The sequence below is a fragment of the Kitasatospora sp. NPDC048662 genome (assembly GCF_055587065.1).
The window spans coordinates 406,514-422,050 of the sequence record NZ_JBVJHA010000003.1 but is presented as its reverse complement, the minus strand read 5'-3'; the positions used below and the strand labels follow the sequence as shown (position 1 = coordinate 422,050).

9 protein-coding genes and 1 tRNA gene are annotated in these 15,537 nt (G+C 70.6%); 1 reads left to right on the top strand and 9 read right to left on the bottom strand.

Annotated features, from left to right (window positions below; translation table 11 throughout):
- Nucleotides 1-147: 147 nt before the first annotated feature.
- From ACZ6R9_RS12430 to ACZ6R9_RS12420, 3 genes are all read right to left on the bottom strand, one after another.
- Nucleotides 148-984: a chaplin gene (locus ACZ6R9_RS12430; protein ID WP_380484101.1), complete on the bottom strand. Its 837-nt coding sequence runs from the start codon at nt 982-984 to the stop codon at nt 148-150.
- A gap of 405 nt (nt 985-1,389) precedes the next feature.
- Nucleotides 1,390-1,632 carry a chaplin gene (locus tag ACZ6R9_RS12425; protein ID WP_380484099.1) on the bottom strand — a complete coding sequence of 81 codons (243 nt, stop codon included), beginning with the start codon at nt 1,630-1,632 and terminating at the stop codon, nt 1,390-1,392.
- A gap of 256 nt (nt 1,633-1,888) precedes the next feature.
- Nucleotides 1,889-3,211: a M20/M25/M40 family metallo-hydrolase gene (locus tag ACZ6R9_RS12420; protein WP_380484097.1), complete on the bottom strand. Its 1,323-nt coding sequence runs from the start codon at nt 3,209-3,211 to the stop codon at nt 1,889-1,891.
- 249 nt (nt 3,212-3,460) lie between these two features.
- Between ACZ6R9_RS12420 and ACZ6R9_RS12415 the strand changes: the two genes are divergently transcribed.
- A tRNA-Leu gene (locus tag ACZ6R9_RS12415) sits at nt 3,461-3,545 on the top strand.
- Between the two features lie 672 nt (nt 3,546-4,217).
- Here ACZ6R9_RS12415 and ACZ6R9_RS12410 read toward each other — a convergent pair.
- From ACZ6R9_RS12410 to ACZ6R9_RS12385, 6 genes are all read right to left on the bottom strand, one after another.
- Nucleotides 4,218-4,562 carry a hypothetical protein gene (locus tag ACZ6R9_RS12410; protein ID WP_465538142.1) on the bottom strand — a complete coding sequence of 115 codons (345 nt, stop codon included), beginning with the start codon at nt 4,560-4,562 and terminating at the stop codon, nt 4,218-4,220.
- A 297-nt stretch (nt 4,563-4,859) separates the two neighbouring features.
- The gene (locus ACZ6R9_RS12405) at nt 4,860-5,186 is read right to left on the bottom strand and encodes a hypothetical protein (protein WP_380484093.1); all 327 of its coding nucleotides are present in this window, start codon (nt 5,184-5,186) and stop codon (nt 4,860-4,862) included.
- An 89-nt stretch (nt 5,187-5,275) separates the two neighbouring features.
- Complete coding sequence (locus ACZ6R9_RS12400) at nt 5,276-6,115, bottom strand: helix-turn-helix domain-containing protein (protein WP_465538141.1); 840 nt, start codon at nt 6,113-6,115, stop codon at nt 5,276-5,278.
- Nucleotides 6,112-6,630, bottom strand: a complete 519-nt coding sequence (locus ACZ6R9_RS12395; RefSeq protein WP_465538140.1) for a DUF6879 family protein — start codon at nt 6,628-6,630, stop codon at nt 6,112-6,114. The genes ACZ6R9_RS12400 and ACZ6R9_RS12395 overlap by 4 nt, the downstream gene beginning before the upstream one ends.
- The gene (locus ACZ6R9_RS12390; RefSeq protein ID WP_465538139.1) at nt 6,611-6,841 is read right to left on the bottom strand and encodes a hypothetical protein; all 231 of its coding nucleotides are present in this window, start codon (nt 6,839-6,841) and stop codon (nt 6,611-6,613) included. Before ACZ6R9_RS12390 ends, ACZ6R9_RS12395 begins: the two co-directional genes overlap by 20 nt.
- Before the next feature lie 359 nt (nt 6,842-7,200).
- Nucleotides 7,201-15,516: a MupA/Atu3671 family FMN-dependent luciferase-like monooxygenase gene (locus ACZ6R9_RS12385; RefSeq protein ID WP_465538263.1), complete on the bottom strand. Its 8,316-nt coding sequence runs from the start codon at nt 15,514-15,516 to the stop codon at nt 7,201-7,203.
- Between the last annotated feature and the right edge of the window lie 21 nt (nt 15,517-15,537).

Here is a 15,537-nt window from a genome sequence, read left to right as displayed (position 1 = left end):
GCGGCCCGGGCGCGGGCGTTTTCCGGCGTCGGCTGCCGGGCTAGGCCTACTGGTTTCGACCTACTGGTTTGGCCTACCGGCTTCGACCTTCTGGTTTCGGCCTACTGGTTCTTGCCTGCCGGTTGTTGCCTACCGGTCTGTCTGGCCTCAGCGGCGGGCGAGGACCCGGGAGCGGCGGTAGAGCACGCCACCGCCGAGCAGCAGCAGGATGCCGGCCGGGGCGAGGATCTCCAGGCCGGAGGCGCCGGTGGAGGCCAGCTGCTGGCCGGTGTTCCCCGCGGTGGCCTTGACCTCGCCGCCGTGCGGGGCGGCCGGGGTGCTGGTGTGCTCCGTCCCGGGCGGGGTGACGGGCGGGGTGACCGGCGGAGGGGTCCCGCCGCCGGGGGGCGTGCACTCGCCGTTCGGCGGGGTGCAGGCGGGCGGCGGCGTCTCGGTGACCGGGGTGGGGGGCGCCACGGGCGGCGTGACGTGGTTGCCGCAGTTGTTGCCGAACGCCGGGTTGCCGAGGCCGACCACGTTGACGCTGTTGCCGCACGCGTTGACCGGCACGTCGACCGGCGCCTGCGCCTGGTTCCCCGAGATCACGCCCGGCGAGTGGCTGGCCGTGCCGCTGGCCGAGGCACCCGTCCCGGACGTCCCCGTGGCGCCGGAGCCGGTCGAGCCCGGGCCTCCGGTGTGCGAGCCGGTGGAGCCGGTGTGCGAGCCCGAGCCGCCGGTGTGCGAGCCCGTGGAGCCGGAGTGCGAGCCCGAGCCGCCGGTGCCGGCTGTGCCGGATCCGCTGTGGTTCGCGCAGTTGTTGCCATAGGCCGGGTTGAGCAGGCCGATCACGTTGATGGTGTTGCCGCACGCGTTCACGGGGAGCTCCACAGGGACCTGTACCGCGTTCCCCGAGGCGACGCCCGGCGAGTTCGCGGCCACGCCGTGGGCGTCGGCAGTGGCGTGGGCGTAGCCCGCGGTCGAGGCCAGCACGCTGCCGGTGGCCATGGCCGTGAGGAGGCCTTTCCTGGCGACCTGTCGCATTGACTCCCCTTGTTTTCTCTGTCCGGTGGATTGATGCCGGTGGACTGACTGAACTGATTTCCGATGACTTCGGCATTCCGCCGGCCGGGACCATTCATCGATCCGATAGTCGGAATTCCGTGCCGCAATTGCGGCAGCACTACGTTCAACGACCCCCGGTGGTGAAGGTTGAGCCAGCTGCAGGCGGTTCATCCGATCGGGTGAGGTCTGCGATATTCCGGGAACCGCGACGTTCACCCGCACGGGGAGGCACCCCGCCCCCCGGACATGCGTCCGCCCCCGCACGACCAGGAGGTCGTACGGGGGCGGGAGTTCAGGGCGTGGGCCGCTGTCCGGTCGGTCCTCGACGGAACGCGGTCAGCAATCCCTTCAGAAGTTCGCGCAGCCGTTGCCGAACGCCGGGTTGAGCAGGCCGATCACGTTGATCGTGTTGCCGCAGACGTTGACAGGGACGTGCACCGGGATCTGGATCAGGTTGCCGGAGAGCACGCCCGGGGAGCCGACCGCGGAGCCTTCCGCGTACGCCCCGCCGTGCGCCGAGGCGGCACCCGCACCCGCGAGCACCAGACCACCGGTGGCGGCGGCGACGGCAGCGATCTTCTTGACCTTCATCTGTCTGTTCCTCCTGGTCGTTTCCAGCCCGTTCCCCCGGGCTGCACACGGATGAACGAGGGCCCGGCACCCGGGATGCGGGGCCGGGCCGACATTCACCCGTTGAAGCGATCAAGCGAACAGCTGATCGGCATCTCTCACGCTCGACTGCTTCTCATATTTCCCAGCTACTCTCCCGGGCGCACTTCCCTCTACGCCGCACTTTCCTGTGCGCCGCACTTTCCTGTGCGCCGCACTTCCTGTGCCCTTGGCGCCTTCAGGCCAGGTCGATGAAGCGGTCCAGCACCCGGACGCCGAACTTCAGGCCGTCCACCGGCACCCGCTCGTCCACGCCGTGGAACATGCCGGCGAAGTCCAGGTCGGGCGGGAGCTGGAGCGGGGCGAATCCGAAGCAGCGGATGCCCAGGTCCTGGAAGGACTTGGCGTCCGTGCCGCCGGACAGGCAGTAGGGGACGGCCCGGGCGATCGGGTCCTCGGCGCGCAGCGCGGTCTGCATGGCCTCGACCAGGGCGCCGTCGAAGCTGGTCTCCAGCGCCTTGTCGTAGTGCAGGCTTTCCCGCTTGACGCGCGGGCCGAGCACGCTGTCCAGCTCGGCCAGGAACTCCTCCTCGTAGCCGGGCAGGAAGCGGCCGTCCACGTGCGCGGTGGCCTGGCCGGGGATCACGTTCACCTTGTAGCCGGCGCCGAGCATGGTGGGCTGGGCGGTGTTGCGCAGGGTGGTGCCGATCATCTTGGCGATGCCGCCGAGCACCCGGAGGGTCTCGTCCATGTCGTCCGGGTCGAGCGGGACGCCGAGGGCGTCCGAGAGCTCGTCCAGGAACGCTCGGACGGTCTTGGTGATGCGCAGCGGGAACTGGTGCCGGCCGAGCCGGGCCACCGCCTCGCAGAGTTCGGTGATGGCGTTGTCGTCGTTCTCCATCGAGCCGTGCCCGGCCCGGCCCTCGACGGTCAGGCGCATCCAGTGCATGCCCTTCTCAGCCGTCTCGATCAGGTACAGCCGGGTCTGGTCGTTGACGGTGAACGAGAAGCCGCCGACCTCGCCGATCGCCTCGGTGACGCCCTCGAACAGCTCGGGGTGACGGTCCACCAGGAACCGGGCGCCGTAGGTGCCGCCGGCCTCCTCGTCGGCGAGGAACGCCAGCACCAGGTCGCGCGGGGGCTTGCGGCCGGTGCGCAGCCGGTCGCGGACCACCGCGAGGGTCATCGCGTCCATGTCCTTCATGTCGACCGCGCCGCGGCCCCACACGCAGCCGTCGGTGATCTCGCCCGAGAACGGGTGCACCGTCCAGTCGGCGGCGTTGGCCGGCACCACGTCGGTGTGGCCGTGGATCAGCAGCCCGGGTCGTGAGCGGTCCTCGCCCTCGATCCGCACCACGGTGGAGGCGCGGCCCTTCGCCGATTCGAAGATCTGCGGTTCCAGCCCGAACTCGGCGAGCTGCTCGGCGACGTACTCGGCCGCCTTCCGCTCCCCCGGGCCCGAGCCGTCGCCGTAGTTGCTGGTGTCGATACGGATCAGGTCACGGCAGATCTCGGCGACCTCCGACTCGGCCGTCACCGCGCGCTCGCTGCCCACACTCATCGCTCCCACCTAGTCTCGGCCCGCCCGGCGCGGCTGCGGCCCGCACCGCCCCGGCCCGGCCGGGAGCCGCGGGCGCCATCCCGCCATCCTCCCCCCAGCACCCGCCCCACCCCAAGGGCGCGGCTCCCCGCACCCCCCGGTTTCGAAGCCCGACTCACCCCGCGACCCCCGGTTTTGGGTCTGCCAGGCGATCTTTGCTACTGTTGTCCATGTCAGCGCGGGACACCGCCCCGCAAAGACAAACACCCCGTCCGGGTGGCGGAATGGCAGACGCGCTAGCTTGAGGTGCTAGTGCCCTTTATCGGGCGTGGGGGTTCAAGTCCCCCCTCGGACACCGAAGAAAGGCCCCAGGTTCTCCTGGGGTCTTTCTGTTTTCAGGCCGCGGGCGTGACCACCCACGTAACCAACAGCCCTGGAAGTCCCCTGGCCAGACCAGGGACGACAGGCCGATCCGGTTGGCGCTGGATGCCGCAAGCTTCTTGGCTCCTCGGGCGCGACGACGGCCGTACCGCGTCATCACGTAGCCCGACGGGTGGTGTCGGGGTTGGCGGAGACCTCCACCGGGTTGTCCTCGTCGTCGAGATCGTTCGTTCGATGGAACCCTCGTCCCAGTTGATCAGGTCCCACATCCACCCCAGGACTTCGCTGCGGCGGCACGAGGTGGCCGCGTACGAGGTCCACAGCGGCGCGTCCCGCAGGCAGTGATGAGTCAGCCCGCCGTCACAGGCCCGGTTCCCGCACGGCCGCCATATCTCACCCACATGTGGAGCGCTGTCATCAGCCCAGACGGTCAAGGTGTCGAGCCGGGGAAGCGCCGTCCTGCCCTGGTTTGGTCGGCGGGACCGGCAAGGGGAACGACCCATCCGAACCGCACCGGCCCCGGCCGCTCATCGATCTGAACCGGCGCTGTCCGCCAACCCCTTCCGCGCACTCATCTGACCAAGCAACAAACAAAGCCCCGATCGTTTGGTCGGGGCTTCATTCGTCGGCGTCCGGCGCGACACCCTCAGCGACCGGTGACGGTACGCAGCAGCCTGCGATACCAGGGACGGCGAAGGCTCTTCCACATGGCTGCCACCTCGGCGTCCGTGGTCGGCCTTCGCAGGTACTTGTGGTTGTCGCGCATCAGGTGATCGAACTCCCCGCTCACCAACGCATCACGCAGCCTGGCGAGTTCCGTCGGCCTGAGGCGCAGGAGACGGCGGTCGTCCTCGATGTGGCCCATGACGACCCAGCCGTCGTTGGCCTCTGCGATCACGACTCCGCGAATCCGATCGTCATCGTCCACGGCGGTTGCCTCCCAATGCAGTCCGAACGCGTCACGGGGGTAGTACTCGACCAACGCGGTCATGACGATTCCTCGTCCTTCGTAGGTGTTCCGCCGATCTCAAGCCACACGTACTGCCACCCCTCCGCCCTTCGGTGCCCGAACCGATCGGCCTGGCTCAGCACCGCGAGCAGGCCCACTGTCAGGCCCAGGTCGGGCGTCCCGCGAACTCGAACGGACACCTTCACCGCCCCGCCACGCGTCCACGTGATCGAGGGACGCTCACGGGTCAACACAGTCAGCTCCGCGGCGAGTCCACCCGCCTTCGCCCGCGCGGCCCGTAGCTCCTCGTCCGTCGGCGGGTCATCCGGCTCGCCGACCTCACCCACGTACGTCACCGGGCAGGTACAGGTCGAAGGCCAGCAGCGGCACGTCCTCGGGGCGCGGCTTCTCGCCGGCCTCCGCCCTGATCCTGGTCACGCTCGCCGCGTACGCCCTGCGGGTGTCGGCCTGCATCAGCCACAGGCGCGCGTCGTAGGCGGTCCCGAACCTCAGCAGCACCGCACGGCCTGACTCGTCCGGCAGAGCGCAGTACCCGTCCAACAGAAGGTCCTTCAGGGCGAACGAGCCGTCCACCTCCACCACGTCATAGCGCATCACGGCATGCGACCCGGCGACGGCGGGTTCTCTCTCGAATTCGGCGAACATTCCTGGCTCTCCATCGCTCGGTGTTCACTGGGCGAGAAGCCAGGTTAAATCCGTCAGCGAGCCAGGATCGCAATTATTCTGGTGATCGCTTAAAGATCTCTTCGATACATCTCCGCCCACTCAAGGAGCTGCCGACGAGCCTGTTCACCGAAGACAGCTATACGCTCATACAGCGAAAATACTTCAAGGTGCTCCGCCACATCTCTCGGGTCCTGAAATACCATCCGCCCAGTGAACGTCTCAACGGTAGCCAGGCGGTCATCATAGACGGTAAAGGTATTCATGGGGCCGCGGCCGAGAAGCGCTCCGAATGGAATCACACCGATTCGAATGTTCGGGAGGTTAGAGAGAGCCGCAAGCCGCTCGATCTGGACAGACATGGCCGATGGGCCAACCACAGCCCATTTCACAGCCTGCTCAGTGAGTATGAAAGCGAAAGACTTCGAAGTGTCGTAGAGAACTTCCTGTCTCTCCAACTTTCGCGCCACGGTCTTCGAGATATCACCTGGCGAGTATTCCAGGCTCGCTCTGACGTATTCCGGCGTGGCCAGCAGTCCCGTGAGCATGGCCGGGAGGAAGAACCGCAGCTCACGAGCGCCAGTCTCCAGCGCAGCCAGCTCAGCCTGCCGCTTCTCCAGTCCCAGTCGCCACGACGCCCGGACCTCCTGCCACTGCGTATTCGCACTTCGAGCAAGGGCGGATATTTCGTCCACAATATTGGCCGGCGCGCCCACCGCCCGGAGGATACGCTCAACCTCGGTAAGCGTCGGAATCTTCTTACCAGTCTCAATCTTGCTGATCGTGCTCTGAGACATCGAGCAAAGCCTAGCGAGCCGGACCCCAGTGAGGCCGGCTCGCTTGCGCAGTTCTCGCAGCTCCTTGGCCAGGTCCGATTTCGACCGCCCAAGCTGCTCAGGATCTATTGTCACTCACCCATGCTCTCCACGTACTCCAGGAATGGAACTGACCTGGCAAGGGCAAGCTGCTTCCACTCCAGATAAGGACGAGGGTCTCCGTCGAGTACCTCGCGGTTGATCTGAGTTCCGTCGGAGCGGTAGTTCATGAGGACTACGCGCGAATCATCGAAAATCCAGAAGTCCTGCCCCGGGAGCCCCGGGTTCTCCTGGTCAGTCAAATCGAGGATCCTGACGTCCTCGCCCGCTCCGACGTTGTGCCGGTAGTGAGCAAATTCAAACCGCAGATATTCGGTCAGCGGACGCGTAATCACATGGACTCGCCCGACCGTCCGCCCGGTCCTGCGGTAGCCCTCAAGTCGCTCGGTCCATGCCGCAGTGTCAGCAGCCGTGACCGGCTCGCCCGCCCGGAACCGGCGAATAGCTTCCTCTTCTTGCGGCATGGTGTAGACGGGGTGCGTCTCCAATCGCCACGCATCTCGCTCCATGGCGTCGAAGTACTTGCGCCAGTCACTTCCATCCAAGAGCACGGAACGCCTCCCTCAAGATGTGCTCCGGGATCTCGACCAGACCCTCACCCTCCGGCGGCCTGAAGCCGTCGAAGAGGTCACCCTGCACCACGAACGACCCTCGGTCAGTCGCGTACACGTTGGGACAGTCGTCGGCACCGCACTCCCCCGAACCGCTGCCGTCGCCGCTCCCCAGGCCAGTCAGTCGCGTCAGCCCCGGCTTGTCAGCCATGTCAACCCCCTAATGATCGGCCCTGGTTGAGCCGTGCAGGTACGAAGGTAGGGAGCCTCGCCCAGAGCTGTCTATGCCGACTCTGTGATATTCCCGTGTTGGCATAAGGATCTTCCTCCAACAGCAGGCCAGAGGGGGATGGTCACGTGACCAACGCATGACCAACAGCGGTCCGAGACGGTCAGAAACGCCCAGGTCAGGCAGGTAGGTAGGCCGAGTGGCCGAGTTGATGGCGGATCAACGACGTTTCCGCAGGTCAGAACTAACAAAGGCTGGCGCCCGAGGCGAGAGTTCAAGTCCCCCTCGGACACCGAAGAAAGGCCCCAGGTTCTCCTGGGGCCTTTCGCTGTTCGGTGGGGCTACGCGTTGTCGGGGGTGTCGGTCAGGGCCTGGGTGACGAGGTCGTTCAGGAGGGTTGTGTAGCGGGTGGTCCAGGAGGTGATGGTTTCGGGGTTCCAGAGGTCGGTGGTGTATTCCAGGTAGCCTGCGAGGGCGTCGCCTGCGGGGACGAGGCCTAGGTTGAATTCGCTGCGGGCGGCCGGGATGGTGAGGTCCTGGGCGTGGGTGGTGAGGCCGGGCAGGGTGATGTCGGTTTCCAGGGAGTTCTGGTACTGGAAGCCGTGGTCGAGGCGGTCGGGGACGTCCGGGTAGCCGCGTTCGCGCAGGCGGGGGCCGGAGCGGGACAGTGGCATCAGGTGGTCCAGGGCCTCGTTCGCGGAGCGGGCCGTTGCGCGTACCTGGTCGGCGAACGGTGTCGAGGTGTCGGTTCGCAGCCGCAGCAGCAGGGAGGAGACGGTGCAGGCGAGCAGCGATTCCTCCTCGCGGCGTGCACGGTTGGCGTACGCGACCTGGAGGAGGTTGTCCGTACGGCCGTTGAGGGTTCCCATGAACCGGGCCAGGGCGGTGACGGTGACGGCGAACGGGGTGGTGTCCAGCCGCCTGGCCAACTCCTCGATGCGGCCCCGCACTTCCGCCGGCACCGTGAACTGCGCCACCTGGCCCTGGCCGCTGAGCTTCTCGGGTCGTGGCCGGTCCAGCGGGAGGTCGTGCTTGAACGGCGCGTCCTTCAACTGGCGTTCCCAGTAGCTGTAGTCGTCCTCGCGGTCGGCGTCGCTGCGGGCCTGCTCGTGCCGGGCGTAGGCGATCTGCTGGGTCGCCGCCGGCAGGCCGTGCGGCTCGCCGGTGAGCGCCGCCCGGTACAGGGCCGCGAAGTCCTTGAGCAGCACGCTGACGGCCCAGCCGTCGCACATCGAGTGGTGCATGACGAACACCAGCGCCCAGGATTCCTCGCCGGTGCGCACCAGCCGGACCGCCGGCCGGACGCCCGCTTCGAGGTCGAAGGGGTGCCTGGCCGCCTCGGTGCTGATCCTCGACAGCTCGGCCTCGCGCTCGCTCTCCGGCAGGCCCCGCAGATCCTCCACGGGAGGCTCCACCGGATGGACCGGCAGGACGTCCTGCCACCAGTCCTCGGCCTTGTCGCCGCGGACGCACCTCGTGCGCAGGGACTCGTGACGCTCCACCAGGCCGGTGAGGGCGGTGTGGAGCGCGGCGACGTCCAGGGGGCCGGTGATGAGGAGCCGCAGCGCGACGTTGAACACCTCGGGCACGGGGAGCTTGCCGATGCGGTCCGCGAACCTCGCCTGCGTCGCGGTGAGCGGGGGGCGATCGGGCAGGACGGCCGACCTCGCGGGTGACTCCGGTGCCGGGGCGCTGTCCGACGGCGGGCGGGAGGCGTCCACGAAGGCGGCCATCGCCGCCGGGGTCGGCTCCTGGAAGAGCCGCGTCACCGGCACGTCCACCCCGAGCGCCTCGCGCACCCGGTTCACCAGCCGGATCGCGGTGATCGAGTGCCCGCCCAGGCCGAAGAACGAGGCCTGCGGGTCGACCGCCTCCACGCCGATGCCGAACTCGGCCGCCCACAGCTCGCGCACCCGCTGCACGGTCCGCGACGGACCGGGGGCCGGTGCGGCCGGGAGCGTCGGCGGAGCGTGCGTCGTCGGGACGGTGATGTCCGGCTCGGGCAGGGCCGAACGGTCCAGCTTGCCAATGCCGTTGAGCGGCAGCGCCGGCAGGACCGCCCAGGCCCGTGGCACCAGGTACTCCGGCACCCGGCGCGCGAGCGCCCCGGCGGCCAGGGTCGCGAAGGCCGTCCGCAGCGCGGCGGCCGTCCCGTCCTCGCCGTCCAGCGGCTCGGCCGGGACGAGGTAGCCGACGAGGTGGGCGTCCCCGCGTGCGTCCCGCCGGGCGAGGACGGCGGCCTCCCGCACGCCCCACACCTGACGCAACTGCTCGGTCGCCTCGCCGGGTTCGACCCGGAAACCGCGGATCTTCACCTGGTCGTCGGCGCGCCCGCAGAACTGGAGCGCCCCGGAGGAGGGGTCGCGCCGCACCAGGTCGCCCGTGCGGTACATCAGCGCGCCCGGACCACCCGCCGGGTCGGGCAGGAACCGAGCGGCGGTCTCCTCCGGCCGGTCCAGGTAGCCGAGCGCGACTCCGGCTCCGGCGACGTACAGCTCACCGACCTTCCCGTCGGGCACCGGCCTGCCGTCGGCGTCCACCAGCCGCACCCGGACGTTGTCGACGGGCAGGCCGATCGGAATCGGGCCCGCCTGCGAACCCTTGGGCGCGACGGTCTCCACCGTGCACAGGATCGTGGCCTCCGTCGGCCCGTACACGTTCGTGACCCGGTACGGCGCCGACGCGTGCGGCCGCACCCTCAACACGTCGCCGCCGACCGCCAGTTGACGCAACGGCGGCTGGCGGCGCTCGTCGAGGCCGATCAGCGCCTCGCCGAACGAAGTGGTGAGGAAGGAGAACGTGATGCCGTGCACGGCGTACCAACGGGCCAGCGCCAGCGGGTCCTTGCGGGTCTCGTCGTCGGCGACGACCAGCGTCGCACCCGCCGTCAGCGTCGGCCAGATCTCCATCAGCGAGCCGTCGAAGCTGACGCTGGACAGCAGTGCCGTCCGGTCCTCGGACGTGGTCGCGAAGTGCTGGTGATGCCACTGGCAGAACGACACCAGGTTGCGGTGCGGGACGGCGACGCCCTTGGGCCGTCCGGTCGTCCCCGAGGTGTGCAGCGCGTAGCAGAGGGAAGCGGACGTCGCCGGGTCCTCGGCCTCGGTGGGCGCGGGGGCGCTGCCGGGGTCGCCGGCGGCGGGAGCGGTGACGTCGAGAACGGTGACGTCGGCGGGCAGGTCGAGGGCGGCCGCCGAGTTCCCGGTGGTGAGCAGCAGCGGCGAGGCGCAGTCGGCCAGCACGGCCTTGGCCCGCGCGAGCCCGAGGTCAGGGTCGATCGGCGCGAAGCCGTGACCTGCCTTGAGGACGGCGAGCATCGCCACGATCAGCTCGGGCGAGCGGTTCAGCCACACCGGGACCGGCCGGTGCGGGCCGGCCACCGGCGCGCCGATCAGGTCCCGGACGACGGCGGCGAGCCGGCCCGCCCGGCGCTCCAACTCCCCGTACGTCAGGACGGTTTCGCCGTCGATGACAGCCGGGCGCCCCGGGTGGCGGGCCGCCTGCCGGGCGATCCAGGCGTGCACGGTCGTGTCGGGTACCTCGCGCACCGGGCCGGCGAGCCAGCCGTCCGCCTCGGCCTGTGCGGTGCTCGCGCCCAGGGTCTGTCCGGTCGATCTTGTCGGATCAGCGTGCGTCTCCCCCAGCCCTTGGGGGCTGGGAGGTGCCCCCATTTCGCGCCCGGCTGGGAGTGCCGGCGAACCGTCCTCGTACTGGGTGTACTTGGATGGTTTGCCGGTGCTTCCAGGCGGGATGATCCGGCGTCGCGCGCCCGGCAAGATCGGCCGGACAGACCCTAGCTGGGAGAGTGGCGTGGCGTCGTCCGCCACGGCCTGTTGCAGGAGGTCGGAGAAGGCCGTGAACCAGCTGTCGATCGTGGCGAGGTCGAACAGGTCGGTGTTGTACTCCAGGTGGCAGCGGATGCCCTTGGACGGGCCGCCGTCGGTGAAGTACACGCACAGGTCGGCGAGGGCCTTGTCGGGCCCGGCGTCCAGGGCGGTGGCCCGCACGCCCGGCAGGTCGAGGCGGAACGGCTCGTCCCGCTCGAACTCGGCGAGCACCTGGAAGACCGGCGTGCGATCGGTGGCGCGGCTCGGCGCCAGCTCCCGCACGACCGACTCGAACGGCACGTCGGCGTGGTCGTAGGCGTCCAGCGCGGTGCGTCGCACCCGGTCGAGCAGGGTGCCGAAGTCGGGGTCGCCGGACAGATCGACGCGCAGCGCCAGGGTGTTGACGAAGAAGCCGACCAGGTGCTCCGAACCCTCGGGGCGGTCGGAGATCGGCGTGCCGATCACCACGTCCTGGTCGCCGGTGAGGCGGTGCAGCAGCGCCGCGTAGCCCGCGATCAGCGTCATGAACAGCGTCGCGCGCCGACCCCGGCTCAACGCCCGCAGGCCGTCGGAGAGTTCGGGGGGAAGGGTGCGGAAGGAGGCCTTGCCGTTGGACGTCATCACCGGCGGGCGGGGCCGGTCGGTGGGCAGGTCCAGCACCGACAGTTCCCGGCCGAGGGTCTCCCGCCAGTACGCGAGGTCCTCCGAGCTCTTCGGGCTCCCGGCGGCGGCCCGCTGCGCACGGGCGTGGTCGGCGTACGACCGGGTGAGCGCGGGCAGTTCGCCCTCCGGGACGGTCCGGCCGGCCGACTCGGCCCGATAGAAGGCGGAGAGGTCACGAGTCATGACGGCCGCCGACTCCGCGTCCACCACGATGTGGTGGAGCGAGAACACCAGCACGTGCCGCTGCTCGCCGAGCCTCACCAGCCGGGTGACGAAGAGCGGGCCGTCCGCGAGGTCGAAGCGGCGGGCGCTCTCCGCGTCGAGCACGTCCTGGACGGCGGCATGCGGGTCGGCCCCGGCCGGGGTGGACGCCGAGCGGTCGATCAGCTCGAAGTCCGGCTCGCCCGGCGGCAGCACGACCTGAACGGGCTCGCCCGGGGCGGCCTCGCGGAAGACGGTCCGCAGGCTCTCGTGGCGGGCCACCAGCGCACGCACGGCGGAGCGAAGCGCGGGGACATCCAGCGGGCCGTCCAAGAGGAGGGCCTTGGACTCGTTGTAGGCGGTGCGGCCCGGCAGGATCTGCTCCTGCATCCAGATGCGCTGCTGGCCGAAGGAGAGCGGGTGCCGCCGCAGCTCCGGCTCCTGCGGCTCGGCGCTCCGGGGCGGTGCCGCGACGACGGGCTCGGGCGGGGTGGCGGCGGCGGGCTCGGGCGGGATGGCGGGCTCGGGCGCTGCCACGGTGGCGACGGGCTTCGGCGCTGTGACGGGCACGGCGGGCTTCGGCGCTGTGACAGGCTCCGGTGCCGTCGGGCGTGCGGGCTGCGTGGTGGCAGGCCGGGCGCAGGAGCGGCGCAGCGCGTCGAGGTGGGGCAGCCCGGCGCGGAGCGTCGCCGGCGGGACGCCGAAGTCCACCAGCGCCACGATCTCGTCCACGCCGGCCGCCCTGACGGCATCCACGACGGGCCGCACGCTGTCGGCCGTGCCGATCAGCGCCCGGTCGTCGCAGTACCGCCGGTAGGCACGTGCGAACAGCACGTCCTGATCGTCCTGGGTCAGTGTCGACAGGTCGACGTTGTACCCGAGGCTGTTCGTCACCCCGCCGAACAGGGAGAGCGAGGCTCGCATGTACCGCGAGAGCGGCTCGAACGCCGCCTCGCGCGCCCGGTTGTGGTCGCCGCCGAGCAAGGTGTGCAGCAGGATGGCGACCCGCCCGGCGGCCGGGTCGAGGCCGTGGGCGGCGCGGGTTCGGCGGTAGCGGGCGATGTTGTCGCGCAGCTGGTCGATGCTCTGCGACATCAGGTTGGTGACGATGCCCAGGTCGTGGCGGGCCGCCAGCTCGTAGGAGGCCGGGTTGCCGACGACCGCCGTGAACATCGGCGGCATGTCCTGGACCGGCCGCGGGAACAGCCGTATCTCGGTCTCGCTCCCGTCGCCGACGGTGCGCGTGAGGGCCTCGCCGCGCCACAGCTTCCGGACCTCGGCGAGCTGGTCGAACATCGACTCCCGGTGGCGGCCGAAGCGGTCCGGGAAGAAGACGAAGTCGTTGGCGTTCCAGCCGCTCGCACAGCCGATGCCGACCCGTCCGCCGGAGAGGTTGTCCACCATCGACCACTCCTCGGCGACCCGGATCGGGTCGTGGAGCGGCAGGACGACCGAACCCGCGTTGATGCGGACGCGTTCCGTCTCCCGGGCAAGGGCCGCCCCGAGTACGGCGGGGTTGGGGAACAGGCCGCCGAAGGAGTGGAAGTGCCGTTCGGGCATCCAGAGGGAGTGGAAACCGTGGGTGTCGGCGTACCGGGCGGTCTCCAGGATCATGGCGTACTTGTCCAGGCGAGGGGCGTCCTCCTGGGGGTAGTCGCCGAAGAAGTAGATGCTGAAGTCGGGGCCCGGGGTACGGGGCGGGACGACCGACGGGGACGAGGCAGTGGCGGCGGCCGGGGACGGGGCGGAGGCCGAGGCCGAGGCCGGGGCCGGGGCCGGGGCCGGGGCCGGGGCCGAGGCCGAGGCCGGGGCCGGGGCCGAGGCCGGGGCCGGGGCCGGGGCCGGGGCCGGGGCCGAGGCCGAGGCCGGGGCCGGGGCCGAGGCCGAGGCCGGGGCCGGGGCCGAGGCCGGAGCCGAGGCGGCGACCGGAGCTGGGGACGGGGACGGGACCGGGGCCGAGGCGGAGGCCGGAGTCGAGGCCGGGGCCAGCGGCGAGGCGGCGACCGGAGCGGGGGCCGTGGCCGACGCCGGAGCCGGCGCGGAGAGGGGCATCGCCCCGACCGGCAACGGGGTCTGCGGCGCGGCGGGCGTCCTGGCAACCAGGGCATCGGCAGCGACCGAAACCGGGGCGGCGACGGGACCTGACACCGGGGCGGTGGCCGGAACCGGAGCCGGAGCGGCGACCGGCGCCGAGAGGGGCATCGCCCCGACCGGCAACGGGGTCTGCGGCGCGGCGGGCGTCCCGGCAACCAGGGCATCGGCAGCGACCGAAACCGGGGCGGCGACGGGACCTGACACCGGGGCGGTGGCCGGAACCGGAGCCGGAGCGGCGACCGACACCGGGGTCTGCGGCACGGCGGGCGCCCCGGCAACCGGGGCGGTGGCGGCGGCCGGTGTGGGGGAAGTGGCGGCGGCCGGGGCGGTGGCGGGGGCCGCTGCCGAAGGCAGGGTGCGGGTGCCGGGGAAGAAGCCGGCGTCGCGCAGCTCGCGCAGCGAACCCTGGACGGCGTCCGTGATGAGGGCGAGGTCCTCGTCCGTGTGCGCGGTGGACAGGAAGAAGTTCCGCCACTCCCAGACGAACACTCCGCGCAGCAGCAGGTGGTGGTAGAGCAGTTCCATGTCGGCGCGGTGTTCGAAGCGGAACATCGAGCCGAAGTGGGCGAGCCGCAGCGGGAATTCCTCGGCCTCGAAGAAGCCGTTGAGGTCGGCCGCGAACCGGTCCGTCCGCCCGTTGAGGCGCTGCTGGAGCGTCGGCCCCTGCGCCTTGAGGTGGGTGAGGACGGCGCGGGCGGCCACCATCGACACCGGGTGCTGGATGTAGGTGCCGCCGAAGAAGGTCGTCTCGCCCGGCGGGTAGCTGGCGTCGCCGTAGTTCCAGTGGCCGCCGTCGATGCCGTCCATGATGTCGGACCGCCCGGCGATGGCGCCGATCGGGAAGCCGCCGCCGAGCAGCTTGCCGTAGGTGGCCAGGTCCGGAGTCACTCCGTACAGCTCCTGGGCGCCGCGCAGCGCCGGGCGGAAGCCGGTCAGCATTTCGTCGAACATGAGCACGATCCCGTGGCGCTGCGTGAGTTCGCGCAACTCCCGGACGAACTCCACCGGTTGCAGGGAGGGGTGGCGGCTCTGTACCGGTTCGATGATGCAGGCGGCGATGGACTGCGCCTGCTCCTCGATGACGCGCAGCGACGCCGGGTCGCCGTAGTCGAGGACGAGCAGGTCGGCGACGGCGCTGTCCGGGATGCCGATCGACACGGGTGCGGTCGCGCGCTCCTCGCCCGTCCCCGCCGCGCGGCCGAGGACGTTGTCCGCGTGTCCGTGGTACGAACCGTGGAACGTCACGATCTTCCGGCGTCCGGTGGCGGCGCGGGCGAGCCGGATCGCGGCCGAGTTGGCCTCCGTCCCGGAGTTGGCGAACGCCACCCGTTCCATGCCGGTGATCTCGGCGAGCAGTTCGGCCGCCTCGCCCGTCTCGGCGTTGCGCGGCCCCAACTGCACACCGCGCGAGAGGTGTTCGCGCACGGCCTCGCGGACGAAGGGCGGCTCGTGGCCGAACATCAGCACACCGAAGCCCATGGTGATGTCGGTGTACCTGTTGCCGTCGATGTCGGTGATCGACACACCGGACGCACCGCGCGCCGCGATCGGGTACAGCATCTCCTTGGTGCTGGAGCGGAAGCCGACCACGGCCCGGCTGTCGGCCAGCACCCGGCGGTGGCGCTGCGCCAACTCCTTCGACGTCGGCGTCTTCGCGGTGTACCGGCGGACGAGATCGTCCAGGTGCCGCTTGCGGCTCTCCGGCCCGGTGCCGCCGACCATGCCGGAGGCGCGGTCCACGGCCACCCGCGGGCCGTGCATCCTCGGTGCGGCGCCCGAGGGTACGACGCCGGAGGGTGCGGGCGCCGCCGCCTCGGACGCCTGGGCTGCCCCGGCCAGTTGCTCGGCGATCCGTCGCGAGAGTTCCGCCATCGCGGCGAGGTCGCTGTCGGC